Annotated in this window: 20 protein-coding genes; 16 read left to right on the top strand and 4 right to left on the bottom strand. The window is 61.5% G+C overall.

Features of this window, described 5'->3' with window-relative positions; all coding sequences use genetic code 11:
• The first annotated feature begins 488 nt into the window (after nt 1–488).
• From ACTJKX_RS30735 to ACTJKX_RS30705, 7 genes are all read left to right on the top strand, one after another.
• Nucleotides 489–2,267 carry an ABC transporter ATP-binding protein/permease gene (locus ACTJKX_RS30735; protein ID WP_440727588.1) on the top strand — a complete coding sequence of 593 codons (1,779 nt, stop codon included), beginning with the start codon at nt 489–491 and terminating at the stop codon, nt 2,265–2,267.
• A 320-nt stretch (nt 2,268–2,587) separates the two neighbouring features.
• On the top strand, nt 2,588–2,710 hold the full coding sequence (locus tag ACTJKX_RS30730) for a hypothetical protein (RefSeq protein WP_394315324.1): 123 nt from the start codon (nt 2,588–2,590) through the stop codon (nt 2,708–2,710).
• Between the two features lie 29 nt (nt 2,711–2,739).
• A complete protein-coding gene (locus ACTJKX_RS30725) occupies nt 2,740–2,955 on the top strand; it encodes a ChaB family protein (RefSeq protein ID WP_440727587.1) in 216 nt (71 codons plus the stop codon).
• Nucleotides 2,956–3,145: 190 nt separating this feature from the next.
• Nucleotides 3,146–4,549, top strand: a complete 1,404-nt coding sequence (locus ACTJKX_RS30720; protein ID WP_440727586.1) for a bifunctional enoyl-CoA hydratase/phosphate acetyltransferase — start codon at nt 3,146–3,148, stop codon at nt 4,547–4,549.
• Nucleotides 4,546–4,749 carry a hypothetical protein gene (locus tag ACTJKX_RS30715; protein ID WP_440727585.1) on the top strand — a complete coding sequence of 68 codons (204 nt, stop codon included), beginning with the start codon at nt 4,546–4,548 and terminating at the stop codon, nt 4,747–4,749. The genes ACTJKX_RS30720 and ACTJKX_RS30715 overlap by 4 nt, the downstream gene beginning before the upstream one ends.
• Nucleotides 4,750–4,761: 12 nt before the next feature.
• Nucleotides 4,762–7,386 carry a magnesium-translocating P-type ATPase gene (gene mgtA, locus ACTJKX_RS30710; RefSeq protein ID WP_440727584.1) on the top strand — a complete coding sequence of 875 codons (2,625 nt, stop codon included), beginning with the start codon at nt 4,762–4,764 and terminating at the stop codon, nt 7,384–7,386.
• A 117-nt stretch (nt 7,387–7,503) separates the two neighbouring features.
• Complete coding sequence (locus ACTJKX_RS30705) at nt 7,504–8,022, top strand: N-acetyltransferase family protein (protein ID WP_440727583.1); 519 nt, start codon at nt 7,504–7,506, stop codon at nt 8,020–8,022.
• 32 nt (nt 8,023–8,054) lie between these two features.
• Here ACTJKX_RS30705 and ACTJKX_RS30700 read toward each other — a convergent pair whose 3' ends face one another.
• A complete protein-coding gene (locus ACTJKX_RS30700; protein WP_440727605.1) occupies nt 8,055–9,683 on the bottom strand; it encodes an MBL fold metallo-hydrolase in 1,629 nt (542 codons plus the stop codon).
• Between the two features lie 312 nt (nt 9,684–9,995).
• Here ACTJKX_RS30700 and ACTJKX_RS30695 point away from each other — a divergent pair, with 312 nt between their 5' ends.
• From ACTJKX_RS30695 to ACTJKX_RS30670, 6 genes are all read left to right on the top strand, one after another.
• Complete coding sequence (locus ACTJKX_RS30695) at nt 9,996–10,223, top strand: hypothetical protein (RefSeq protein WP_149249230.1); 228 nt, start codon at nt 9,996–9,998, stop codon at nt 10,221–10,223.
• A gap of 47 nt (nt 10,224–10,270) precedes the next feature.
• Complete coding sequence (locus ACTJKX_RS30690) at nt 10,271–10,510, top strand: hypothetical protein (protein ID WP_394315329.1); 240 nt, start codon at nt 10,271–10,273, stop codon at nt 10,508–10,510.
• A 141-nt stretch (nt 10,511–10,651) separates the two neighbouring features.
• Nucleotides 10,652–11,635, top strand: a complete 984-nt coding sequence (locus ACTJKX_RS30685; RefSeq protein ID WP_394315338.1) for a zinc-dependent alcohol dehydrogenase family protein — start codon at nt 10,652–10,654, stop codon at nt 11,633–11,635.
• Between the two features lie 215 nt (nt 11,636–11,850).
• Complete coding sequence (locus tag ACTJKX_RS30680; protein ID WP_394315330.1) at nt 11,851–12,885, top strand: HlyD family secretion protein; 1,035 nt, start codon at nt 11,851–11,853, stop codon at nt 12,883–12,885.
• The gene (gene rbbA / locus ACTJKX_RS30675; RefSeq protein ID WP_440727582.1) at nt 12,882–15,599 is read left to right on the top strand and encodes a ribosome-associated ATPase/putative transporter RbbA; all 2,718 of its coding nucleotides are present in this window, start codon (nt 12,882–12,884) and stop codon (nt 15,597–15,599) included. Before ACTJKX_RS30680 ends, rbbA begins: the two co-directional genes overlap by 4 nt.
• Before the next feature lies 1 nt (nt 15,600).
• Nucleotides 15,601–16,719, top strand: coding sequence for an ABC transporter permease (locus tag ACTJKX_RS30670; protein ID WP_394315332.1), 1,119 nt, complete (start codon nt 15,601–15,603; stop codon nt 16,717–16,719).
• A 121-nt stretch (nt 16,720–16,840) separates the two neighbouring features.
• Here ACTJKX_RS30670 and ACTJKX_RS30665 read toward each other — a convergent pair whose 3' ends face one another.
• Both ACTJKX_RS30665 and ACTJKX_RS30660 read right to left on the bottom strand, forming a co-directional pair.
• The gene (locus tag ACTJKX_RS30665) at nt 16,841–17,782 is read right to left on the bottom strand and encodes an ABC transporter ATP-binding protein (RefSeq protein ID WP_367626953.1); all 942 of its coding nucleotides are present in this window, start codon (nt 17,780–17,782) and stop codon (nt 16,841–16,843) included.
• Between the two features lie 182 nt (nt 17,783–17,964).
• Nucleotides 17,965–18,741 (bottom strand): ABC transporter ATP-binding protein, encoded by a 777-nt coding sequence (locus ACTJKX_RS30660; protein WP_367626954.1) that lies wholly within the window; start codon nt 18,739–18,741, stop codon nt 17,965–17,967.
• A 351-nt stretch (nt 18,742–19,092) separates the two neighbouring features.
• On the opposite strand from ACTJKX_RS30660, the gene ACTJKX_RS30655 reads away from it, so the two are divergent.
• Both ACTJKX_RS30655 and ACTJKX_RS30650 read left to right on the top strand, forming a co-directional pair.
• Nucleotides 19,093–19,989: a universal stress protein gene (locus tag ACTJKX_RS30655; RefSeq protein WP_367626955.1), complete on the top strand. Its 897-nt coding sequence runs from the start codon at nt 19,093–19,095 to the stop codon at nt 19,987–19,989.
• 82 nt (nt 19,990–20,071) lie between these two features.
• On the top strand, nt 20,072–21,988 hold the full coding sequence (locus ACTJKX_RS30650; protein ID WP_440727581.1) for a heavy metal translocating P-type ATPase: 1,917 nt from the start codon (nt 20,072–20,074) through the stop codon (nt 21,986–21,988).
• Nucleotides 21,989–22,042: 54 nt separating this feature from the next.
• Here ACTJKX_RS30650 and ACTJKX_RS30645 read toward each other — a convergent pair whose 3' ends face one another.
• The gene (locus ACTJKX_RS30645; RefSeq protein WP_394315339.1) at nt 22,043–22,534 is read right to left on the bottom strand and encodes an NUDIX domain-containing protein; all 492 of its coding nucleotides are present in this window, start codon (nt 22,532–22,534) and stop codon (nt 22,043–22,045) included.
• A gap of 100 nt (nt 22,535–22,634) precedes the next feature.
• Here ACTJKX_RS30645 and ACTJKX_RS30640 point away from each other — a divergent pair, with 100 nt between their 5' ends.
• Nucleotides 22,635–23,474: a universal stress protein gene (locus ACTJKX_RS30640; protein WP_440727580.1), complete on the top strand. Its 840-nt coding sequence runs from the start codon at nt 22,635–22,637 to the stop codon at nt 23,472–23,474.
• The last annotated feature ends 52 nt before the right edge of the window (nt 23,475–23,526 follow it).

Here is a 23,526-nt window from a genome sequence, read left to right as displayed (position 1 = left end):
TGTCGACTCCTCGTCCAATTTTGTGCCCGCCGGACATAGCGATGCGTGCCTCATCCGAGCTCAAGGGGCTCAAACGCAAAACGCCGTCGGGGACCGCAACCAAGGCGTACGCCATTGTACGCTACACTGCTCGAAACCGCGATTTCACACGACGGATTACGACATGAGCGGCAAGTCGACTGCATTCCGCTCTAAGAATTCCTGCTTTTGTTGGTTGAAATGCTGCACAGGCTCAGGTGGTTAGCCAGATACTTGCGCTCCCATTACCGGCAGCGCAGAGCACTCGGAGTGATGGCCTTCGACATGGTGCACTTCCCAGAAGTGAAGACAGCTCCAGACGGAAAACCGCTATCTGAAGAGTTTGCAACATGGTCGTCGCGACAGCCACCTTCCTTGAGCAAGATCAAGGGGCGCCCCGCCAAAATCGTGTTCCCATGATCAGCACAATGTGAACGGACGATTTCCTGGCTGTCCTGGAGGTGTTACCCATGGCCGTCGCAACCGGTGAAGCCGCCCTCAAGCCTGTCGACGACGCGCAGGCAGCCTTGATGCCCGAGCTTGGCGTGATGCTGCGTGCATTCTGGGTATCACCGATCCGGACAAACTTTGCCGCATTGGCTTTCGCGATTGTGGTGGTCATCGCCCTGACCACCTATGGCCAGATCAAGCTCAACGAGTGGAACCAGCCCTTCTATGATGCGCTGGCCCGAAAGGATTGGCAGGAATTCGTCAATCAGCTCTTTCGCTTTGCGCAAATTGCTATTGCTTTGCTTGTGATGAACGTTGCGCAAGCCTGGTTAAATCAATCGATAAAAATCAAGCTGCGCGAGGGCCTCGTTTATGACCTTGTCGAGCAATGGTTGAACCCCGGACGTGCTTTTCGACTCTCCACGCGCCCAATCGGCATCAACCCCGACCAGCGCATGCATGAGGATGCGCGCCACCTGACGGAACTCTCGACAGACCTGGGCATCGGTTTGCTGCAGGCTTCGGTGCTGCTTTTCAGCTTCGTCAGCGTCCTGTGGGCGTTGTCCAGCGGCTTCGTCTTCCACCTGGGAACGGCCAACTTGACTGTGCCCGGCTACCTCGTATGGGCCGCGGTTTTCTATGCCGGCTCGGCCTCCCTGCTAAGCTATCTGGTGGGGCGGCCGCTGGTCGGCCTGAATGCTGAACGTTATAGTCGAGAAGCGGATCTGCGCTATGGCCTGATGCGCGTTAGCGAGCACATCGATGCGATCACCCTTGCGAACGGCGAGCCCGACGAGAAACGCCGGATAACGATCGATCTGGCCGAAGTCCTAGCCGCCATGAGAAGATTGGCATGGAGGCAGACGAAGCTCACCTGGATCACCGCCGGCTATGGCTGGACTGCACTGGTAGTCCCGGTCGGGGTGGCAGCACCTGCATATTTTTCCGGCTCCCTGTCATTTGGTGGGCTGATGGTGACAGTCGGCGCGTTCAACCAGGTCCAATCCTCGCTACGCTGGTTTGTCGACAATTTCAGTGTGATCGCGGATTGGCGTGCGACGTTACTGCGGGTCTCAACCTTTAGGCGGGCAGCAGCGCAAGACGACAGCGAGCGAGATGGCGTCGACCGGATTATATTGGCCGAAGGCGAACCGGGACATTACCGCCTGGATCGCCTCTGCGTCTTCGTTCCCGACGGAAGCACGCAATTGCGGGAGGAAAGCGTGACCATCGAGGCCGGCGAGAAGGTGGCGATTATCGGAGAGCGGCGCAGCGGCAAGACCCTGCTCTTCCGCGCCCTGGCGGGACTTTGGTCATGGGGATCGGGCAGGATCGTGCGTCCGAAGGGAGAGGTGATCATGTATATGCCTCGTACCCCCTACCTGCCTCCCGGCAATTTGCGCGAAGCCCTCGCCTACCCCGTTCCGGCCCAATCTTTTGAGACGAGGTCCTATGAGACGGCTCTCGACAGGGTCGGTCTGAAAGGGCTCGCGATCGCGCTTGACGAACCAGGGCGCTGGGATCGCCAACTCAACGAAGACGAACAGCAGGCACTCGCCTTCGCGCGCCTCATTCTGCACAGGCCGGCCTGGATCGTCATGGACGAGGTGCTCGACTCCGTGACGGGAGAAACACATCGGCGCTTCCTGCAAATCCTTCACGAAGACCTGAAACAGAGCGGTGTCATGCACATCGGCCGTAGCGAAGGGCACGACCATCTGTTCGCGAGAGTCCTCCATCTCGTACCGACCAAGCGAACAGCCGAACGATCCGGAGAACGACGCACCACACAGCCTTGAACAACCCGGTCAGGTGCAAGCGGATACCAAGGCCGCGCGACCGGAGACATTCATTTGCGATGGATCAACGCCATCCCTTCCGACAGACTCCAAAGTGCAGAGAATATCTGTCGGGAGAGAGGCGTGACAACGACCGTTGAGAATATTCAGGCTGGCGTGGCCGCGCACTCCTACTACGTTCCCGCAGGGTCCAATTGCGGAATGTCCTGCGCCAGCAAGGTACCATCATCGCCAATAGGCTCGACACGGGCGGCTTCGCGCACCTAGGTCAACCGGATGCTGCGTTCGACAGAGCTGCCGCTCAAGGCCGGGAGACCAATATGATCGAGGCCCTCGTTGACCAATTTACCAATGATTTCAAAATGCTGGCATGGCTGGCGATACTCCTGCTCGGAGCGTGTTTCACCGTCCTTGTTGCCTATAAGGCTTCGCGGCGGCGGTAAAGCGCTCTCCTGATTGACAGGAATGAACCATGCCCTATCCCACAATCGGCGATCTGCCACCGATATTACGTGCAAGGCTGCCTCATCACGCGCAAGAAATCTATCGCGCGGCTTTCAACCATGCCTGGGACGGCTATGGTCTATGCAATGCGCGCCGCCGTGAGGAAATAGCCCACCGCGTCGCCTGGGCAGCGGTCAAAACCAAATATCGTAAGGAAGGCGATCATTGGGTCTCACTGCCCTAGCCGCGCCAGCTCCGGTGCCCCCGGCATGCGGCGCCTCCGACTCCTTGATCCGTATCAAGGCCCCCTGAGGAGTCGCAGTTAGAGTCGGCCTGCCGGTCGCGGGAGCTCAATCCTTGCGCGACGGCTCGGCCAGGTTCATCGGCAGGTTCCGGGCCCTCGAGGATGTGCCTGGAACCCATGTGCTGCAACCATGAATGAGATCATTTCCACGCCTCTGCTGATCAACCACCTCTTCGACGAATTGGCAATCGGGAACTCCGCCAGCCTTACGCGGACCGTCAGCAATGACGATATCGGGCTCCTCGCCCTGGCATCGTGCAACCTCAGCCCGGGGGATCTCGATCCCGACTGTGCGGCTGGCGATGCCCTTGGCCCCTCTATCGCCCACGGCATGTGGGCAGCCAATCTGATCTCGGCAGTCCTGGGTACCCAATTGCCCGGACCCGGCACGCTCTACCGCAACCAGACGCTCGAGTTCCGCCGCCCGATATCGGCGGGCGACACGATAACGGCCACCATAACCGTGGGGGCGAAAAACCCCGCGGACCGCTCCGTCACTTTCGAGACGCGTTGCCTCGACCAGGCAGGCAGCGAAGTGCTCGCCGGCACCACCATCGTTATCGCACCATCTGGAAGACTGGCGGGTCGATCCGCGCCGCTGTCGAAGGCACCATCCCAGTGCAAACACCGGTTCACTCCCTTTCTGCGAGCAGCCCGCGCTTTGCCACCACTCATCACAGCCGTGGTTCATCCGTGCCAGCCAGAGGCCATCCAGGCCGCGCTCGAAGCCCGCGCCGAAGGCCTGATCGAACCCATTCTCATCGGCCCGGACGCCAAGATCCGGGCCGTGGCCGAACAAGCTGGCTTGAGCCTGGAGGGCATACGCATCGAGGCCACCGAACACAGCCATGCCGCCGCGCAGCGAGCGGTCGCCCTGGCCGCCAGCGGCCATGCCGCAGCCTTGATGAAGGGTAGCCTTCATACCGACGAGTTGCTGGCCGCCGTGGTCGCGCCTCAATCCGGCCTGCGCACACAGAGGCGCATCAGCCACGTCTATGTCCTGAACATACCGGCCTATGCCAGGCTGGTGGTTGTCACCGACGCGGCCATCAACATCGCTCCCACCCTCGAGCACAAGCGCGATATCTGCCAGAATGCCATCGATCTGTTGCATGTGCTCGGCATCGACGAACCGAAGGTGGCTGTTCTCGCGGCGGTCGAGACGGTGAATCCCGCCATGCCCGCGACATTGGACGCCGCAGCCCTCAGCGTCATGGCGGCGCGGGGACAGATCACCGGTGCCAAGGTCGACGGCCCGCTTGCCTTTGACAATGCCGTCGATCTCGATGCAGCCCACATGAAGGGCATCATCTCTCCGGTCGCGGGACAGGCGGACATTCTGGTTGCGCCCGACCTCGAAGCGGGGAACATGCTGGCCAAGCAGTTCATCTACCTCGGAGGAGCGGAGGCTGCAGGCCTCGTTCTCGGCGCCCGCGTTCCCATCATCCTTACCAGCAGATCCGACTCGGTCGACGTCCGCCTCGCCTCGATCGCGCTCGCCAAACTGGCGGCCAAGGGAGGGTTCACTCGATGATCGGCATGCTTCTCACCAGCAATCCCGGCTTTTCCACCGGCGGGTCGAGCTGCCGAAGAACGGATCCTGCCGGGTTCGGCCTCGAAATCGAGGCCGACGACGAAAAGGCACACGGGATCAGCGCAGAGCAAGCGACCTCTTCCGACTTGCCTATCCGGGAAACCGCAAGCGGGCCCGTCACTGGAACGCCTTCTTCCTGACGGAGCGGCGCCATGCCATCGACAGCATCACCCCAGCATTCGCAAGCCCAGCATTCACAAGGCGAAGCCGCTGTGTTCTGGGAGCACTCCCCGGACGACTGGCTCCGAACGCTGGGTTGCAACGACCACGGCCTGACTTCGAGCGAGGCAGAAAAAAGGCTGGCGAGGTTCGGCCTCAATGCCGATAGGGGGAGCCAGCGCGAGACGGCGCTGCACGCGATCCTGCGCCGGCTGCTGGAACCGCTTTCTCTCATTCTGTTTGGTGCCGGTCTCGTCTCCATCGCGACCGGCGATGCCATTGGCGGGGCCATCATCGTCGCAATCCTGGCAATCTCCATCGGGCTGGATACTTTTCAGGAGGGGCACGCGACACGGGCAGCCGAGGCCCTCCGCCGCTCCGTCGCCCTCAAGGCCGAGGTCAAGCGCGATGGCAGCTTCAGGCAGATTGCCGTCGAGAGGGTCGTGCCCGGCGACATCATCCGCATCCGCGCCGGCGATGTCATTCCTGCCGATGCTCTCGTCATGGAAAGTACGGCCTTCACTGCGGCCGAGGCAGCGCTCACCGGGGAGCCCTATCCGGTCGAGAAGTCCCCGGGTAGGGTCAGTTCTGCCAATCCGGCGGATGCCTCGAACGCAGTGTTTCGCGGTGCCGTTGCGCAAACGGGCGAGGCGATTGCGCTGGTGATCGCGACCGGGAGAGCAACCATCTTCGGGGCTGCAGCCAGCATGCTCGGGGAAGCGAGCGCCCCTTCTCCCTTCCAGCGTGACCTGCGCGAATTCGGCCTGGTGATCGCTCGCTTGACCTTGGCCCTGGTCGTGCTGGTTTTGGCCGCTCGCGTGTTGTTCGGCCGCCCGCCGCTGGATTCCCTTCTGTTTGCCGTCGCACTCGCCGTCGGGCTCACCCCCGAATTGCTGCCGATGATCACCACGGTGACGCTTTCGCGCGGAGCGATCCGCATGGCGCGCCGCAAGGTCATCGTCAAGCGACTTGCCGCCATTCACGATCTCGGGGCCATGACCGTCCTGTGCACCGACAAGACGGGCACCTTGACCTCGGCCCAGATCACGCTTGCCAGGAGCATCGACGTCCATGGCTTGCAGACGGGGCGTCCAGCCAGCCTGGCGGCGGTCGCAGCAGATCTGGGCGGCGACCGAGGATCGCTTGATGCCGCCTTGATCGCGGCCGAACAAGAGCCCTCCGTTTCCTGGACTCTCATGGGGCGTCGCCCCTTCGACTATACGCGCAGGATGGGTTCGGTCCTTGCGAAAGGGCCGGATGGCCCGATGCTCATCGCCAAAGGCGCACCGGAGGCTATCCTTGGCTTGTGTTCGCATATGAAAGACGGGGCACAGACCCTGCCCCTGACAACGGAAGAGCGGACGAAGGCACTGGAAATCTTGCATGGCATGGCTCAGGAGGGCCTGCGCAGCATCGCAGTAGCCACGCAGCCCTGGTCGGAGCAACGGCAGGAAATCACCGAAACGGATGAGCAGAACCTGACATTGGAAGGATTTTGTGCTTTTGCCGATCCTCCCAAGCCGACCGCCGGCCCCGCCATCGCCCATCTTGCGAAGATCGGTGTGCACCTCAAGATCCTCTCCGGGGATGATCCGCTTGTCGTGCGAAGATTGGCCGGATTGGTCGGCCTCAAAGGACAGACGGTTCTATCCGGAAGCGATGTCGCCAAACTCGACGACCAGGCTCTGGCGGTGCAAGTTCGGTCGGTCGATGCCTTTGCTAGACTGACGCCTGACCAAAAGTCTCGTATCATCAAGGCGTTGCAACAATCGCAGGCGGTCGTCGGCTATCTAGGCGACGGCATAAACGATGCGCCCGCCCTGAAAGTCGCCGATATCGGCCTGTCGGTCGAGGGAGCCACCGGAGTCGCCCAGGCTGCCGCGGACATGATCCTGCTGGCTTCCGATCTCGAGGTTGTCGCCGCCGGCGTGGAAGAGGGACGACGAACGTTTGCGAACATCCTCAAATATGTCCGCATGGGTGCCAGCTCCAATTTCGGCAACATGCTCTCCATGGCACTGGCATCCATGTTGCTCCCGTTCCTTCCCATGTTGCCGACCCAAATTCTGTTGAACAACCTGCTTTATGACCTGTCGGAAATCGGCATTCCCTTCGACCAGGTCCGCCGCGAGGCAATCGCCGAGCCTCAAATCTGGGACATGGGCGGGCTGATGCGTTTTGCCGCCATCATGGGTCCCTTATCCTCCCTGTTCGATTTTCTGACCTTCGCTGTCTTGCTGGCGATCTTCCATGCTGCCCCCGACGAGTTCCGGACCACCTGGTTCCTGGAGTCGATGGCCACGCAGATCCTGGTGATCTTCCTGATCCGCACCGCTGGACGCCCATGGCGCAATCGACCAAGTCCGGTGCTGGCGGCTTCGTCCCTGTCCGCCCTGCTGGTCGCGCTCATCGTGCCCTTCACGCCGCTAGGCCCCTGGTTTGGCTTCGTCGCACCACCTCCCGGTCTGCTCCTGGCCACGGCGGGTATCGTCATCCTCTATCTTGTTTGTGTCGAACTGCTGAAGCCCCTGGCGATCAGAAGGCCGCCGAAGCCTGCCATTCGCATGGGACCCGTGCCAGCCGCAGCAAGCAAGGCGCAGCCCCCTTTTCCTCGATGATCGAACTCCGCTTCTGGGCTCGAATCCATCGCGCGATTTGATCGTCCTCAAGGACAGGCGGAGCGAGAACTGAGAAAAGAATGGCGGACTATTCAGTTGTCGCCAGGGAGGGCCGACATGAACGAACCGATCAAGGAACTGAAAACGCGGACGGGACTTGTCATCAGGATCAGGGCCGTCACGCCTGACGACGCCCCCGTCCTGAGCGACTTGTTTCATCACCTGCGCAAGGAAGACTTGCGGTTCCGCTTCCTCTCGGCCATCAGCGAGGTAGGTCCGGAATGGATAAGCAAGATGGCAAATGCCGATCACGACCGCGTCGAGACCTTTCTTGCCTTCGATCAAGCCAGCAATATGGCCGTTGCCACTGCCATGCTGGTCCGCAACGACGATGGCCAGCGCGGCGAGGTCGCCGTCAGTGTCCACGCCGACTACCGAAATAGGGGAATTGGCTGGGAATTGCTGAGCTTCGTGGCCGAGCAGGCGCGGCGCCGCGGCATGCGGCGGATCGAGTCCCTGGAGAGCCGGGCCAACTACGATGCCATTGAACTGGAGCGCAACATGGGCTTCAGCGTCGCGCCGGTGCCGGGCGATTCCACGCTGGCCCTGGTCTCCATGGACCTTGGCATGGCTTGAACCGTTGGATGCGGAAACGGTCGGGGATGCCCCTAGGATGGGGCATCCTCATTTGCCAATGCCCTTCGCAAGCGTCGGATAATCACGCGTCTGGCCCGTTCGTCCGCCGCCTGCGCCGTGGTTTGGCTGATGTCCAACAGGAGCTTGGACAATTCGTTGTTCCAGTCGAGCCGCCCGGCATTCTCCGGCGCGATACGCGGCGGATGCGGCCGGTCGAGACACTGCCCAGTTCCCCCATCCAGCAAGAAGACCTCATCGATCGATGGCACCACTACGGACAACCCAGGCTGGGCACTCGCCAGGCTGTTCTTGAACGCGGCGATGGCCTCACGCTCGCCATGGGTCAGAAAGACGTTGCCCGCGACAGGCAGCCGCGCCAACAGCCACGACAGCAGTTCTCCTGCATCGGCATGGCCGGAATACAGGTCGATGGAGCGGATGCGGGCGCGGACCTCCACCTCCTCGCCTATCAGCCGCACGCGGGAGGTGCCATCGAGAAGGAGGCGGCCGAGCGTGCCCTGTGCCTGGTAACCCACGAGCAAGACCGTCGCCTCCTCCCGCCACAGCCAATTGCGGAGGTGATGACGGATGCGCCCCGCCTCGCACATGCCACTGGCGGCAATGACGATGTGGAAGTTGCGGAACCGGGAAATGGCTTTGCTCTGCTCCACACTCTCCGTGAAATGAACGTTAGGGGCCTGCAGGGCCGACGTCAGGGCCTCACCACTCGGCATCTCGCCGACATATTTCGCGAACACGCCGCTGGCCGCGGTCGCAAGGGGTGAATCGATGAAGATCGGTGCCCTCGGCAATTCATTCGCATTCATCAGGCTGACCAGATCGACCAGCAGTTCCTGCGTTCGTTCGACGGCGAAGGATGGAATCAGCAACGCCCCGTTCGAGCGTGCGGCCTCCTTGACTTCGTGGCTCAGCAGGCGCCGTCGTTTTTCGGTCGAGGCATCGGCTCGATCCGTGTCACCATAGGTCGACTCGCAGACGACATAGTCGAAACCTGCGGGGGCTTCGGCATCGGCCTGCAACAATTTATGGCCGGGTCCGAGGTCGCCGGAAAACAGCAGTCTTGTGACCTTGCCGACGTCATCGGTGATCTCGACCTCGATCGAAGCCGAGCCCAGCAAATGGCCTGCGTTCCAGAAGCGAGCCCTGATCCCGTTGGCGATGCGAAGCCAGGTCTTGAAGGCAGCGGGCCTGAAGAGCGCCAGCGTGGCAGTGGCATCCTCCACGGTATAGATCGGGGTAACGGTCGGCAGGCCACGGCGCCGGTTGCGCATATTGAGTTGCTGGACCTCCGTCTCCTGGATATGGCCCGAATCCGGCAGCATGACCGAGCACAGGTCGAAGGTGGCCGCCGTCGCGAAGATCGGCCCCGTAAAGCCCTCTCGCATGAGCTTGGGCAACAGGCCGCTATGATCGATGTGGGCATGGGTCAGAAGAACCGCACCGATGCTGGAGGCATCGAAGGGAAACGGGCGATAATTGAGTTCCTTTTCGGTCTTGGAGCCTTGGAACAGACCGCAATCCACCAAAATCTTGGCCTTGGGCGTCTCGATGAGGAAGCACGACCCGGTTACGGTCTGTGTGGCGCCGAAGAAGCTGAGGCGGGGAAAATTCTTCGGATCCGAGGAGGAAGCCTCCGACATGTCGCTCTTGCCCTGTTTTTCAAACACCCGAGGAACCTAGACCTCCATCGGAACACTTTTCTTGCGGCAGATCAAAGCAAGCCGGGCTGACCGAGGCCGGGAAGCGTCTTTATCTCGACACGCCACCTCGGTGCGCCGACTTGATGCAGATCAACGCTGGTTTCGTCGAAGGCATCCATGGTGAACGAGATCCGAGGGTTACCTTTGTGCCCCCGGTCATGGGAGATCGTCGGAAAGCGGCAAGCGGGATATCGTCATCCGCCTTCCCATGCCGCGACAGAGGTTTGAACAGGCATTTCCGGAGAGCGCGCGGTGAGTAGCGGTTTGATCGAAGTGACATCCGACGGGGGGCGATACGCCATAAATCCCGACCAGGTGAAATATGTCAGCCTCGACGGCGACGGGACGTCCTATGTCTCGTTCGGAGAACGACACGGCCTGACTCTCAGCATCCCCTACGCCGAACTGGTCACCCAATTGAATGATTGGATGCGACGGGAACCCGACATCATGCCGATCGGATTGCCGGCGGCCGAATGAGCCGGGCGACTACATGGCATCCGTCCGAAACAGGAGAGGCAATCAGCATGGCACGGCAAAAGTTGCCCGCATTGCGATTGGAGCAGCTGTGCCTGCAGGAGATCCGCAAGGTGGCCGGTCTGCATGCGACACAATCGGTGGCCATCAAACCGACGCGCCCTGGTGAACATTCCGCGCGACACCCATGGACCGTCGCGGATATCGAGCCTGATCCAGGAGGCGTGTCGACCTGGCAGAAAGCGCTGAACGCCATCCTGCCGCTGCAGGGCAAATATGATCTGGAATAAAGCTCGGGGAACCGGGCAGCAACGACAATGGCCTGCCGGCCAACACCATCGTGCAATCCGCAGCCGATTGCCCCTGCTCGGTGGCGCCGATCAAAGTCTCCATTCGGATACATATCCGGCAACGCGATCATGGACGATGCCATGAAGGCCATGGTGCTTCATCAGACAGGACAACCGCTCCGAATGGAGGTCCGTCCCGACCCGATGCCTTCCTTCGGCGAAATCCGGGTGAAGGTCGAGGCTTGTGCCGTCTGCAGGACAGATCTGCATGTGGTCGACGGAGAGCTGCCCAACCCGAGAACGCCGATCGTTCCCGGACACGAGATCGTCGGAACCATCGACCGTATCGGCAGGGGCGTGACAGGGCTGGAAGCCGGGACACGCGTGGGCATTGCCTGGCTTGGACATACATGCGGCCACTGTCCCTATTGCATGTCCGGCCATGAGAATTTGTGCGATGAGCCCGCCTTCACCGGCTATTCGCGCGATGGGGGATTTGCCACCCATGTCCTGGCGGATGCGGCCTTCGTCTTTCCTTTGCCCCGATGCGAGGATCCTGTCGCCACGGCTCCCTTGATGTGCGCTGGCCTGATCGGCTGGCGTTGCCTGCGTATGACCGGCGACGCTCAACGCCTCGGCCTCTATGGTTTCGGAGCTGCTGCCCATATTCTCGCCCAGGTAGCCCGCTGGCAGGGCCGGGACATTTTCGCCTTCACGCAGCCGGGCAACGACAATGCCCAGAAACTTGCCTTGTCGCTAGGCGCGGCCTGGGCCGGCGGATCCGACGAGCTCCCGGCTCAGCCCCTGGACGCTGCCATCATCTTTGCTCCTGTCGGCGCGCTCGTGCCTCAGGCGCTGCGCGCTGTCCGCAAGGGCGGCAAGGTCGTTTGCGGCGGCATTCATATGAGCGACATACCGCAATTTCCGTATCGCATTCTGTGGGAAGAGCGGCATCTTCTTTCAGTCGCCAACCTGACACGGGCCGACGCCGAGACATTCCTGGAGATCGTGCCGAAGGTCGGCATCCAGACAACGGTCACCACCTACGCTTTGGAGCAGGCGAACGAAGCACTTGCGGATCTGCGGGCGGGGCGCTTTCAGGGCGCGGCGGTCCTGGTGCCTTGATGCCGTCCGAGCGCGGCCATCCCTGCCGATCGGTTTCGCCTCCGGCTTCCGATGACGAGGAAACATCCTTGCACTGAGCCGAAAAGGAAGGCCGCCCGAGCAGTTCGCATGCAAACGACCAGCGTTTGATCTGCATCAACCGGGTGCCGCCCGACTGAAGGTAACGACGATGGATAGGCGCCCGTCGGCGCACAATTCATTCGGGAGCACCTTCGTTGCGCCAGCCTCTTCGCCTTTGTGTTTTCGCCGCTGTTGTGGCCGCCGGATGCACCATAAGCGGCCTGTCCTCGGCTGCCGACCAAACCTCCAATATCGCCGACCGTCTGCGCAGCCTGTGGAACGGGACCGGCAAGGCCGCCTTGCCCACCGACATCACTTACTCCAACGGGCGTATCGAAGCCGAACACGTATTGGTCGCAGCCAAATTCGCTGGGCGCGTGGCACAGGTCCTTGTCGAGGAAGGACAAACCGTCGAGGCAGGTTCGGTCGTTGCCCGCATGGATGTCTCCGACCTGCAGGCACAGCTTGCCGGCACGCAGGCTCAGGTCCGGCGAGCCGAAAAAACCATCGCCGAAGCCGAAGCGGCGCTGGCCCAGCGTGAAAGCGAGCTCGTCCTCGCCCATCAGGAACTCGACCGCGCCTCCACCCTTGCTGCGCGGGGCTACGGCACGACGCAGCAATTGGACCTGAGGCGCAGCCAGCTCAATGTCGCGGAGGCAGCAAGGAAGGCCGGCATCGCCAATCTCGACGAAGCCAACGCGGCGGCAGATGCCGCCCGGGCAGAGGTTGCCCGCGTTAGTTCGCTCGTCGACGACGCCGTCCTGACCGCGCCACGACGTGGCCGCATCGAATACAAGCTCGTCCAGTCGGGAGAGGTCGTCGCAGCCGGAGCTCCGGTCGTCACTCTCCTCGACCTGTCGGACGTCTACATGACTATCTTCCTGCCCTCGCGAGCCGCGGGACGCCTCGCTCTGGGCGACGAAGCGCGCATCATCCTCGACGCGGCTCCGGATTATGTCGTGCCGGCCACCGTGAGTTTCGTTGCCACGGATGCTCAGTTCACCCCCAAGGCGGTCGAAACGGCCGACGAACGGGAAAAACTGATGTTCCGTGTCAAGCTGAAGATCGCACCGACACTTTTGAAGCAATACGAAGCCCGGGTTAAGACGGGCGTGCGTGGCGTCGCCTATGTGCGGACCAGCCAGACCGCGGCCTGGCCGGACCGGCTTCTGGTGAAGCTGCCGCAATGACCGAGCCTGTCATCGAGTTGCGAGACGTCGTCCATCGCTATGGGCGGCATGATGCCCTCAGCCACGTTTCTCTGGCCACACCTGCCGGCTGCATGGCCGGCCTGATTGGTCCTGATGGCGTCGGCAAATCGACCCTGCTCGGCCTCGTGGCGGGGGTCACACGGCCCCAGCAAGGCGAGATCCTGGTTCTGGGAGGCGATGTTCGCTCCACCGAACAATTACGCCTCAACCGCTCGCGCATTGCCTATATGCCCCAGGGCCTCGGCCGCAACCTCTACCCAACCTTGAGCGTGGCCGAGAACCTCGACTTCTTCGGCCGGCTTTTCGGCCAGGGTTCGAGCGAACGCATTGCTCGCATTGCACAATTGCTGGAGGTGACGGGCCTGTCGGCATTTCGCGACCGGCCGGCAGCCAAACTATCCGGCGGCATGAAGCAGAAACTCGGTATTTGCTCCGCCCTGATCCACGACCCCGATCTGATCATCCTGGATGAGCCGACGACCGGGATCGATCCATTGTCGCGGCGGCAGTTCTGGCGTCTGATCGAACGCCTTCGGGAAGACAGCCCCAATCTGAGTGTTCTGGTGGCAACCGCCTATATGGACGAGGCCGAACATTTCGACTGGCTTGCGGCCCTGGATGAAGGGCGTGTGATCGCGCAAGGCTCGCCAAACGACATCAAGCGACAGGCAAATGCTTCCAGCCTGGAGGCCGCTTTCGTCGCTTTGTTGCCCGACGCCGGCGACAAGGCCGAGCTGACGATCCCCCCGCGCCCCGCTGGCCCGGCAGATGGCCCGCCAGCGATCGAGGCTTCCGGCCTCACACGCCGTTTCGGCGATTTTACGGCCGTCGATCATGTCAGCTTCCGCATTGAAAAGGGCGAAATCTTCGGATTCCTGGGCTCGAATGGCAGCGGCAAAAGCACCACCATGAAGATGCTCACCGGGCTTCTGCCCGCGAGCGAAGGCGAGGCGCGCCTGTTCGGTCACCCTCTGGATGCCGGCGACATGCAAACCAGACGCCGGGTCGGCTACATGTCACAGGCCTTCTCCCTTTATGGCGAACTGACGGTTCACCAGAACCTCGTCCTGCATGCGCAGCTCTTTGGCTTGGCGCGTGCTGACATCGAAGCACGCGTGGCCGAAATGCTGGCCCGTTTCGACCTGCAAACCGTCGCCGATACCCGTCCGGAAAGCCTGCCCCTCGGCATCCGCCAACGCCTGCAACTCGCCGTGGCGGTGATCCATCGCCCCGAAATCCTGATCCTGGACGAGCCCACCTCGGGGGTGGATCCGGTGGCGCGTGATGGATTTTGGCGCTTCTTGCTGTCGCTCTCGCGCGAGGAAGGCGTCACCATCTTCCTGTCCACGCATTTCATGAACGAGGCCGAGCGCTGCGATCGCATCTCCTTCATGCATCAAGGCAAAGTGCTTGCTGTCGGAACGCCGTCGGAATTGAAGGCAGACAGAGGCAAGTCGAATCTGGAAGACGCCTTCGTTGAGGTGCTCGAGCAGGCCGGCATGGCGAGTTCGATCGGCAAGGCACGGACGGTGGCTCCGGCCAAGGCGGCGCCCGCCAGGCCAAGGCGGCTGGATGGGCGTAGATTATGGGCCTATGCCCGGCGCGAGACGCTGGAGATCATGCGTGACCCGCTGCGCCTCGCCTTCGCTCTGATAGGCCCGGTCCTGCTCCTGCTCACTTTCGGATACGGCATCTCTTTCGACGTGGAGAAGATCCCCTACGCAGCTTTCGATCAGGACCAGTCCGCACAGAGCCGGCAGTTGCTCGAGAGCTTCGAGGGCTCCCGCTACTTCGCCCAGCAGCCCGCCATCCGGTCGGCTGAGGAGCTCGAAACCCGGATGCAGAGCGGGGAGCTGAAGCTGGCGATCGAGCTCCCATCCGGATTCGGCAGGGACCTGATGCGCCAGCTCACCCCGCAAGTCGGTATCTGGCTGGATGGGGCCATGCCCTTCCGCGCAGAAACCACTCGCGGCTATGTCACGGGATTGGCAACGACCTACCTCACCGATGCCGCAAAGCGGCAAAGAGGGCGGGCGGCCCCTGCCTACCCGATCGGGATCGAACCGCGTTTTCGTTACAACCAGGCATTCCGGAGCGCCAATGCCATCGTTCCGAGCGTGATCGTGTTGATCCTGGTGCTCATCCCCGCGGTGATGACGGCCTTGGGCATCGTCAAGGAAAAAGAAACCGGATCGATCGCCAATTTCCAGTCGACCCCCGTCACCAAGCTCGAATTCCTTCTGGGCAAGCAATTGCCCTATGTCGCAATCGCCTTCATCAGTTGCCTGACCTTGATCTTGCAGGCTGTCTATCTCTTTCAGGTCCCCATGCGCGGGTCGCTTCCCACTTTGCTGGCGGCGTCCTTTGCCTATGTGCTGGCCACCACCGGCTTCGGCCTGTTCGTGTCCAGTTTCGTGCGCAGCCAGGTCGCGGCCATCTTCGCCACCGCCATCATTGCGATCATTCCCGCCGTCAACTTCTCCGGCCTGCTCGTGCCTGTCTCCTCCCTATCGGGTGGAGGGCGCCTGATGGGTCTTGCCTTCCCGGCCGCCTGGTACCAGCCCGTCAGTGTCGGCGTGTTCGCCAAGGGGCTGGGCTTTGGAGATCTCTGGCCCAATCTCACCGTCCTCCTGCTGTTCGGACTGGTCTTCATCGCAGCCTCCGTGCTCGCGCTACGCAAAAGGGGGGCCTGACATGGGCCGTCTCACCACGATATGGCGGCTCGGCATCAAGGAGCTATTCAGCCTGAAGGCTGATCCCGTCCTGGTTGCCCTTATCCTCTACACCTTCACCTTCGCCGTCTACACGGTTGCCACCGGCGCGACCTTCGAAGTGAAAAATGCCTCGGTCGCCGTGGTCGATGAAGACCGCTCCTCGCTGTCTTTTCGTCTGCGCGACGCTCTGCTCAAACCCTTCTTCGAAGAACCGGTTCTCATCAATGCCGATGAGGTCGATCGCACGATGAATGCCGGACGCTTCGTATTCGTCGTCGAAATACCCCCGAATTTCGAGCAGGATGCCCTCGCAGGGCGTCACCCGTCGATCCAGCTCAATATCGACGCGACGGCGATGTCCCAGGCTGGGAACGGTGCCTCCTACATTCAGAGCATCATGTACGAGGAAGCACGCAAGGCCCTCCCCGGCACCGACAATCCGACCCCGATCGACCTGGTGGTCCGAGCCAAGTTCAATCCCAACCTGCAATCGGCCTGGTTCACGGCCGTGATGCAGGTGATCAACAATGTCACGATGCTGGCGGTCATCCTCACGGGCGCCGCGCTGATCCGCGAAAGGGAACACGGCACGATCGAGCACCTGCTCGTGATGCCCGTCACCCCCTTCGAGATCATGATGGCCAAGATCTGGGCCAACGGGCTTGTCATCGTCGTCGCAGCCAGCCTTTCGCTTCTGATCGTCGTCGAGCGCCTTCTGGGCGTTCCGGTCGCAGGTTCCCTGGGCCTGTTCGTGGGATCGAGCATCGTCTACCTGTTCTCGGTTACCGCGCTGGGCATCCTGATTTCCACGGTCTCCACCTCGATGGCGCAATTCGGGTTGCTGGTAATGCCCATCCTCATCGTCATGAACCTCCTGTCGGGGAGTACCACGCCGATGGAGAGCATGCCCGAATGGCTCCAGACGGTCATGCAGTTCACGCCCTCACCCCACTTTGTCAGCCTATCCCAGGCCATCCTCTATCGAGGCGCCGACCTTTCCATCATCTGGCCCCAGCTTGCGGCGTTGACTGCAATCGGCAGCGTTTTCTTTCTGATCGCGAGCATACGTTTTCGCAAGGCGCTCCTGGCGGCTCAGTAAGACACTGCGACCGCACAGTCGGGCCACCGGTCGGAAGCACTGCTCGCGTGAGGGAAGCCAGGATCGCATCAGGTCGGCAAAAGCGATCCGCTGCCCTGTTCGGCCAGGCTCACTGCAGCTCTCATTCCCCAACCTCTCCCGCGATCGCTCCCAGCTTCTGGGCATCGCACAGGAGACGATATTTGACCCGTGTCGCCTGCAGATCCCGATACCAGGTGACCAGATCGCCCCATGGATCGTTGATCCTGCTCAGCCCCGAGAGGAAGGCGACCACAGTGCCTATCTCGATTTTGCCGACAACGACGAAATAGCCCCCCAGCGCCAGGATCGCCGTCACCCCGAGCTGGGTCATCAGGTTCATCAGAAAGTTCATGGAGAACTTGAGCTTGTAGATGGCCATGTTCTGCATGAATACCGCATGGATGCGCGTATGCTGACGGCCGTCACCGTCAATCGCCCCTCGGGCACCCACGATTTCGCCGCTCATTTCACGCAGCAGACCTACCCTCGTCTGCACCCGCCGGTTGATGGCGTTCTGCATGAGCGGCACGAAACCGATCTGCGGAAAGAAAACAAACACGACGAGGAGCGCCATCAATGGCTGCAGATAGAGGAGATATCCAACGACGGAGATCAGGACTCCAGCCTGCAAAACGGGCTCGGAAAAGGCCTCCCCCACGAATCCGCCGAGCGGATCCGCCTCCTCCAGAACAATTGAAAGCTGAATGCCTTCGGTCAGATCCGGTACCGGCGCGATCGTACCGCCCTCTCCCGTTACAAACACCGATTGGCGCAATGCCCGGACAGCCCTCTCCCCCACCCAGTTCCTATAAATATTGAGGCAGAGCTTCACCAAGCCTTCCGCGATGCTGATGCCCAAATAAAGGCCGGCCAGCATGAGGATAGGGCGATAGATCCCGCCGCGAAGCGCATCGTTGACGACTCGCCTTTGCACCTCGAGGGAGGAAGTGCCGACCGCGAACAAGAGGATCGACAGAACCGTGATCCACAACTGATGGGCACCACTCACTTGCCAGATGAAGCGATACAGACTGCGTGGCATGCCCCCGTCCTTATCGACGTTGCCTCGGCCGGATTCAACGGCATGGCCTGGGCTTTCCATCTGCAAATGTGCACCAGACATAGGCGAGCCCCCTGCACGGATGATTGATAGGCCGTCACCGGCAGTACGATGCGGCGTTCGATGAAAGGCCTCTCGCCTGTCCAGGCATTGGCGCCAAGAGGTCAGCCAAAAGCCGCCTGGCCACGCGCCCCATGAAAATAGGCTTTGACCCAGGGATCTTGAGAGAGGAGCATCGCCTCCAAACCGCCGCTGGCGACAATCCTGCCCTTCGCCATCGCTACAATCCGGCTGCACACATTGCGCAAGCTGTCCAGGTCGTGGGTTACCATGAAGGTCGTCAGCTTCATGGTGTGATGCAGAACGGAGACCAATGCGTCGAAATCGCCCGCTCCGATCGGATCGAGACCCGAAGTAGGCTCGTCCAGAAAGACGATTTCTGGATCGAGAGCCAGAGCTCGAGCCAGCGCGACGCGCTTTGCCATACCACCGGAGAGTTGAGCAGGGTATTTGTCGGCCGCATCCACCAGCAACCCCACCATCTTCAATTTGTACATGGCGAGTTCATCCATCAGGTGGTCGGAAAGATCGAGAAACTCGCGCATCGGCAATTGGATGTTCTCCCTCACCGTCAGGGAAGAGAACAAGGCCCCCTGCTGAAACATGATTCCGCATCGAAGGCCCAGATCCCGTCGTCCCTCGGCATCGAGCGCGTCGGGATTGAGTCCCAATATCTCAATGCTGCCGGCCCGCTTGGGCACCAGCCCCACGATGCTTCGCAACAGGACGGATTTGCCCGAGCCGGACGCCCCGATCAAACCGATGATTTCGCCTTCACAAATATCGAGGTCGACGTGATCGAGAACGATCCTGTCCCCAAAACCAACCACGAGATCGCGCACCCTGATGGCGACCTTGGCCTGCGGCTTGGACTGGATTATGGTTCTTCCTCGACGACCGCAAACCACAACGCCCGGAGTGCGACGACTCCGTCGGCCTGACAGCCCGTGAGGACCTCCGACCAAGGCCAGCCATCGGCGCCAGCGACATCGACAAGACGCGTCAATCTTGGTGCACCTGCCTGTTTAGGGCTGGAGCGCGGGCTCGGCTTTGATTCAGCGCAAGCTCTGCAGCTTCCGGAGCTACCGGATTGGCGCTGCGAGCCGCGATATTTGACCTCCGGATATTTCCCTTGAGCCAGATCAACGCAATGAAAGCTCGAAGAAGCAAGGCTGGCATCATTCCGCTCGGGGCACGCAGAGAGCGTGGATTCCCGTAATCAGGAGGGTTCAATGAAAGCCGACAGTTCCTCGACCCAGCCACTGGAAGCCAAAGCCTCCGTTCGCCCGGACAATTACAAGACCCTTGCCGTCCACCTCGATGGCAGCGAGGAGGACGAAGTTCGCCTCTCCCATGCCGAAATGCTGGCGGCGACTTTTGACAGCCATCTCACCGGCCTTTTCACCAGCCTCTTGCCCGATATTTCAATTTATGCCGGCGAGATGGGTACGGGCGTCAGCATGGACATGGTGGACCAGATCCAGCAACGCGCTACTGCCGCGATCGAACGGCTGCAACCGCGCCTCGAGCGCCTTTCCGTATCCAGCGAAATCCGGCGCATCGAGGATGCCGCGGGATGGTTATCCTCCCTTCTGGCAACGCAAGTCCGAACCACCGACCTGTTCATCGGCAGTTGCCCGCGCAAGGACGAGGCAAACACCGATTGGAGGCATTTGATCGAAGCGATATTGTTCGAAAGTGGCCGGAGCGTCTATCTGGCGCCGCCCGGACAACAACCCAGGCAGCCGATCCGGACCGTGCTCATCGGCTGGACCGATACCAAGGAAGCCAGCAGGGCCGTCGCGGAGGCGCTCCCCCTCCTCAGGCTGGCATCGCTTGTCAAAGTCGTGACCGTCGAAGAGGAAAGGCAAAAAGCCGACCTCGATGAGGATGTGGGTCTGGCGGATATTGCGACCTATCTGGTACGGCATGGTGTGGAAACGGTGGTGGACGTTCTTCCCCTTACTGAGGACGTGACGAGTACACTCCTGCAGGAAGCGCACCGCATCTCAGCGGATCTGATCGTTGCCGGCGCTTACGGGCATTCGCGCCTGAGAGAATGGATCATGGGCGGCACAACCGTTGAACTCGTCGAGAAAACCGATGTTCCGCTCCTGATGGCTCACTGACGGAGACATTCGAAAGCCGGCATTCAGTGCAACCGGTGCTGTTTTCCGATGCCTCGATCCGGCTTCGCCTGCAGGCCACTCCATGGTTCACGACCTCTCCTTAATTGCACGACGCACCGCAGATACCAAGGAAGCGTCTGCCCCGCCGACAAAGCCCGACCTGCCTCGGATGGCTTCCGTAGCGCTCGCGGCGCTTCCCGCGGCTGCGCTACCAGCAGGATTGGTTGCTTACCTGCTGGAGCGTTTGCAGGTCGCGCACACCCTATGGCTGGCCGGCACCGTACCGGTTCTAATCGTCCTTGCGATCACCATCCTGCGCGGCCTGGTGCGAGGGAATGTCGGGCTGGACATCATTGCGGCTCTGGCGATGGCGGGCGCCATCTGGGGCGGCGAAGCCCTGGCCGGCGTCGTCATCGCCTTGATGTTTGCCGGCGGCCAGGCCCTGGAGCAATTCGCGCAGGGCCGCGCGAGTTCGGCCATGACGGCCCTGCTCAGCCGGGTCGCTCGCAGCGCCCAGCTTTATCAAGGTGATCGTCTCCAAACGGTGCCGATCGAATCCCTATCGCCTGGCGATCGCATCCTGGTGCGCCCCGGAGATGTCCTGCCGACCGATGGCCTGCTCATCGGGCCTGATGCAACCCTGGACGAGTCAGCCCTGACCGGGGAAGCCATGCCGGTGCGACGGCTTGCCGGCGATGCCCTTTCGAGCGGAATCGTGAACGCGGGGGCCGCCTTCGATCTGCGGGTTTCCAGGCCTGCACGAGAGAGCACATACGCCGCAATCCTCAGCCTCGTTGAGTGCGCCCGTCAATCCAAGGCCCCCATGGCGCGGATGGCCGATCGTTACGCCATCGGTTTCCTCATGCTGACCCTGGGGTTGGCCGGGCTGGCTTGGTGGATCTGGGACTCTCCTCACCGCGCACTGGCAGTCCTCGTCGTGGCCACCCCCTGTCCGCTCATCCTCGCCGTGCCGGTTGCCCTGGTCGCCGGCATGTCACGCTGCGCCAAGCGCGGCGTAATGGTCAAGACCGCTGGTACACTCGAGACATTGGCCCGGATCCGCACCGTATTGTTCGACAAGACAGGAACGTTGACACGCGGCTATCCGTCGATCGCGCGAATCGAACCCGAGCCATCCGTGAGTGTTGAGCAGTTCCTGCGCATGGCCGGCTCGGTCGGTCAGGCCTCTCATCACGTCATGTCGCAGGCCCTGGTCGAAGAAGCACGCCGGCGCAATATCGATCTCATTCCGCCGAATGAAGTCCATGAGAGCCCGGGAAACGGCGTGGAAGGATTGCTCGAAGAGGCTCGCATCCGGATCGGGCGCCTGGACTTCGTCGAGCCTGATGCGGGTGCCGAGAGGACTTCATCGGTGCCGGCGGGCCATGCTGCACTCCACGTTTCCTCGAACGGACACTATGTCGGCCGCGTTCTGTTCAAAGACGAGCTGCGCCCCGATGCATATTCGACCCTCGATGCATTTCGTACCAGTGGAATCGAGCGCATCATCCTGCTGACCGGCGACCGCGCCGACATCGCCCGACCCCTGGCGACGTCGCTCAAGCTGGACGATGTCATCGCAGACGCAACGCCGCAGGACAAGGTGGCTGCCGTAGCGGCGGAAAGGCGCCACGCCCCCACGATGATGATTGGAGACGGCATCAACGACGCCCCCGCGCTCGCATTCGCCGACGTGGGCGCCGCGCTCGGGGCAAGAGGCGCCGTCGCTGCTTCTCAGGCGGCCGACGTCGTGGTGCTGGTCGACAGGATCGAACGTGTTGCAGAAGCGCTCGCCATCGCACACCGCACGCGTTGGATTGCCCTGCAGAGCGTACTTATCGGCATGGGGCTCTCGCTGGTCGGCATGGTAAGCGCTGCGTTGGGGTATCTCGATCCCGTAGCTGGCGCCTTTCTTCAGGAGGCGATTGATCTCGCCGTCGTGCTCAACGCTCTGCGGGCCTTGCGACCGGCATCGCCGGCCATGAACCGGCCGGCCTGACAGACCTGCCTCGACGATTCATTCCTTGGAGACATCGATCTTAAAAAAACGCGGTCACCTCGGCGCAAAGTGGCGGTCATGCCCGAGTTGCTCTGCGAATCGTTCGAGGAAAGGCCGCTGAGCAGGCAGGATCTTGCTACGTCCCTCCGCCATCGCGAACCACTGCGCCTTGTCCACCTCGGGAAACTGCATGAGGCGCCGACTGCGAGGCGGCCACTCCATCTCGAACATATTGCTGCGCAGTTCCCCGGGATCAAAATCACCTGCCACCGCCCAGGCAACGATGCGCTTGCCGCTGGAGTAATGGATTTCACCCAAGTCGATCGGCACAGCCTGGGGGCATGGCATCCCGAGTTCTTCCTCAAACTCACGCAAGGCAGCGCCGTAAGCATCCTCGCCGACATCGTATTCCCCTTTGGGGATCGACCAGGCCTGTTCATCTCGTTTCGCCCAGAACGGCCCTCCGGGATGAACGAGAAGAATTTCGATGTCGCGGTCGTCGCCTTTCAACCGATAGAGCAAGATCCCAGCACTCTTCCTCGCCATCGGTTCATAGGTCCTTTGCGCAAGATCAACGACATCCGCCCAGGATCCGCTACCCCTTTGGGCAACGGTGACTTTTTCATCCCATAGGCGGAGCGAAAACATGACCTATACCAGCATGCTGGTCCATGTGCAGGATAACAAGGAAAGTGATGAAAGGACCAAACTCGCGGCAACACTGGCTTCGCGGTTCAACGCCAAACTCATTGGCATTGGTTGCGTACCCGCAATCGATCTTGCGGCGAGGGAACAGGTAAATCCGATTTCTCTCGGCCACGATCCCGCCATTAGCCGCCCGGTCCTGCCTTGGTATGGCGACGAGGACCTGGAGCCTCGGTTCAGGGATGCCGCGGTTTCCAATCGCAAGGACTTGGAATGGCAGACCAGCATGCAGTTTCCAGCCGACGCGCTGTATCATGAAAGTGCCAGGGCCGATCTCATCATCGTGGGACAGCGCCGCCACAACCCGCCCAATCTGCCGCACCTGGCGCTGGATCCGGCAGAGGTCGTGCTGCGCTGCGGCCGACCGGTTCTGGTCGTGCCACCCAGCCTGTCGCAATTGGCGGCGGACCATGTCCTCGTGGCCTGGAGCAACACACGCGAGGCTCGGAGGGCTGTCATTGACGCCCTTCCATTTCTACGGGAAGCATCGCGTGTCAGCATCGTCGAAGTCGTGGAAGAAAGCGGCCGGGACAATGCTGCGCGGCGCGTCGATGCCGTTGCAGAGTTCCTCAGGCTTCACGACGTCGAAGCACATGCACAGGTTCTCGAAACGATCGACGGCACTGTTTGCGAGACCATTCTTGTCCATGCTGAGCAGCAGCATGCCGACTTGATCGTTGCCGGTGGCTATGGCCATGCTCGGGCGAGGGAATGGATGTTTGGCGGCGTTACACGCGATGTCCTGCATTATTCAACCAAATGCTGCCTGCTGAGCCACTAGGACGCGGTCGAACCTCCCTGTTTTCGGGAAGCCGGCGGGGCCGGTCCTCCTT

Source organism: Labrys sp. 22185 (genome assembly GCF_052045555.1).
Taxonomy (GTDB): Bacteria; Pseudomonadota; Alphaproteobacteria; order Rhizobiales; family Labraceae; genus Labrys; species Labrys neptuniae.
The sequence above is the reverse complement of the archived record's forward strand: the minus strand, read 5'-3'. Positions and strand labels throughout refer to the sequence as shown.

Coding starts and splice junctions, on each gene's coding strand:
- ACTJKX_RS30715 (WP_440727585.1), top strand. CDS start 4,546: ATGATCGGCATGCTTCTCACCAGCAATCCCGGCTTTTCCACCGGCGGG.
- ACTJKX_RS30730 (WP_394315324.1), top strand. CDS start 2,588: ATGATCGAGGCCCTCGTTGACCAATTTACCAATGATTTCAAAATGCTG.
- ACTJKX_RS30655 (WP_367626955.1), top strand. CDS start 19,093: ATGAAAGCCGACAGTTCCTCGACCCAGCCACTGGAAGCCAAAGCCTCC.
- rbbA (WP_440727582.1), top strand. CDS start 12,882: ATGACCGAGCCTGTCATCGAGTTGCGAGACGTCGTCCATCGCTATGGG.
- ACTJKX_RS30690 (WP_394315329.1), top strand. CDS start 10,271: ATGGCACGGCAAAAGTTGCCCGCATTGCGATTGGAGCAGCTGTGCCTG.
- ACTJKX_RS30685 (WP_394315338.1), top strand. CDS start 10,652: ATGAAGGCCATGGTGCTTCATCAGACAGGACAACCGCTCCGAATGGAG.
- mgtA (WP_440727584.1), top strand. CDS start 4,762: ATGCCATCGACAGCATCACCCCAGCATTCGCAAGCCCAGCATTCACAA.
- ACTJKX_RS30670 (WP_394315332.1), top strand. CDS start 15,601: ATGGGCCGTCTCACCACGATATGGCGGCTCGGCATCAAGGAGCTATTC.
- ACTJKX_RS30640 (WP_440727580.1), top strand. CDS start 22,635: ATGACCTATACCAGCATGCTGGTCCATGTGCAGGATAACAAGGAAAGT.
- ACTJKX_RS30645 (WP_394315339.1), bottom strand. CDS start 22,534: ATGGCGAGGAAGAGTGCTGGGATCTTGCTCTATCGGTTGAAAGGCGAC.
- ACTJKX_RS30705 (WP_440727583.1), top strand. CDS start 7,504: ATGAACGAACCGATCAAGGAACTGAAAACGCGGACGGGACTTGTCATC.
- ACTJKX_RS30650 (WP_440727581.1), top strand. CDS start 20,072: ATGGTTCACGACCTCTCCTTAATTGCACGACGCACCGCAGATACCAAG.
- ACTJKX_RS30700 (WP_440727605.1), bottom strand. CDS start 9,683: ATGTCGGAGGCTTCCTCCTCGGATCCGAAGAATTTTCCCCGCCTCAGC.
- ACTJKX_RS30735 (WP_440727588.1), top strand. CDS start 489: ATGGCCGTCGCAACCGGTGAAGCCGCCCTCAAGCCTGTCGACGACGCG.
- ACTJKX_RS30665 (WP_367626953.1), bottom strand. CDS start 17,782: ATGCCACGCAGTCTGTATCGCTTCATCTGGCAAGTGAGTGGTGCCCAT.
- ACTJKX_RS30725 (WP_440727587.1), top strand. CDS start 2,740: ATGCCCTATCCCACAATCGGCGATCTGCCACCGATATTACGTGCAAGG.
- ACTJKX_RS30720 (WP_440727586.1), top strand. CDS start 3,146: ATGAATGAGATCATTTCCACGCCTCTGCTGATCAACCACCTCTTCGAC.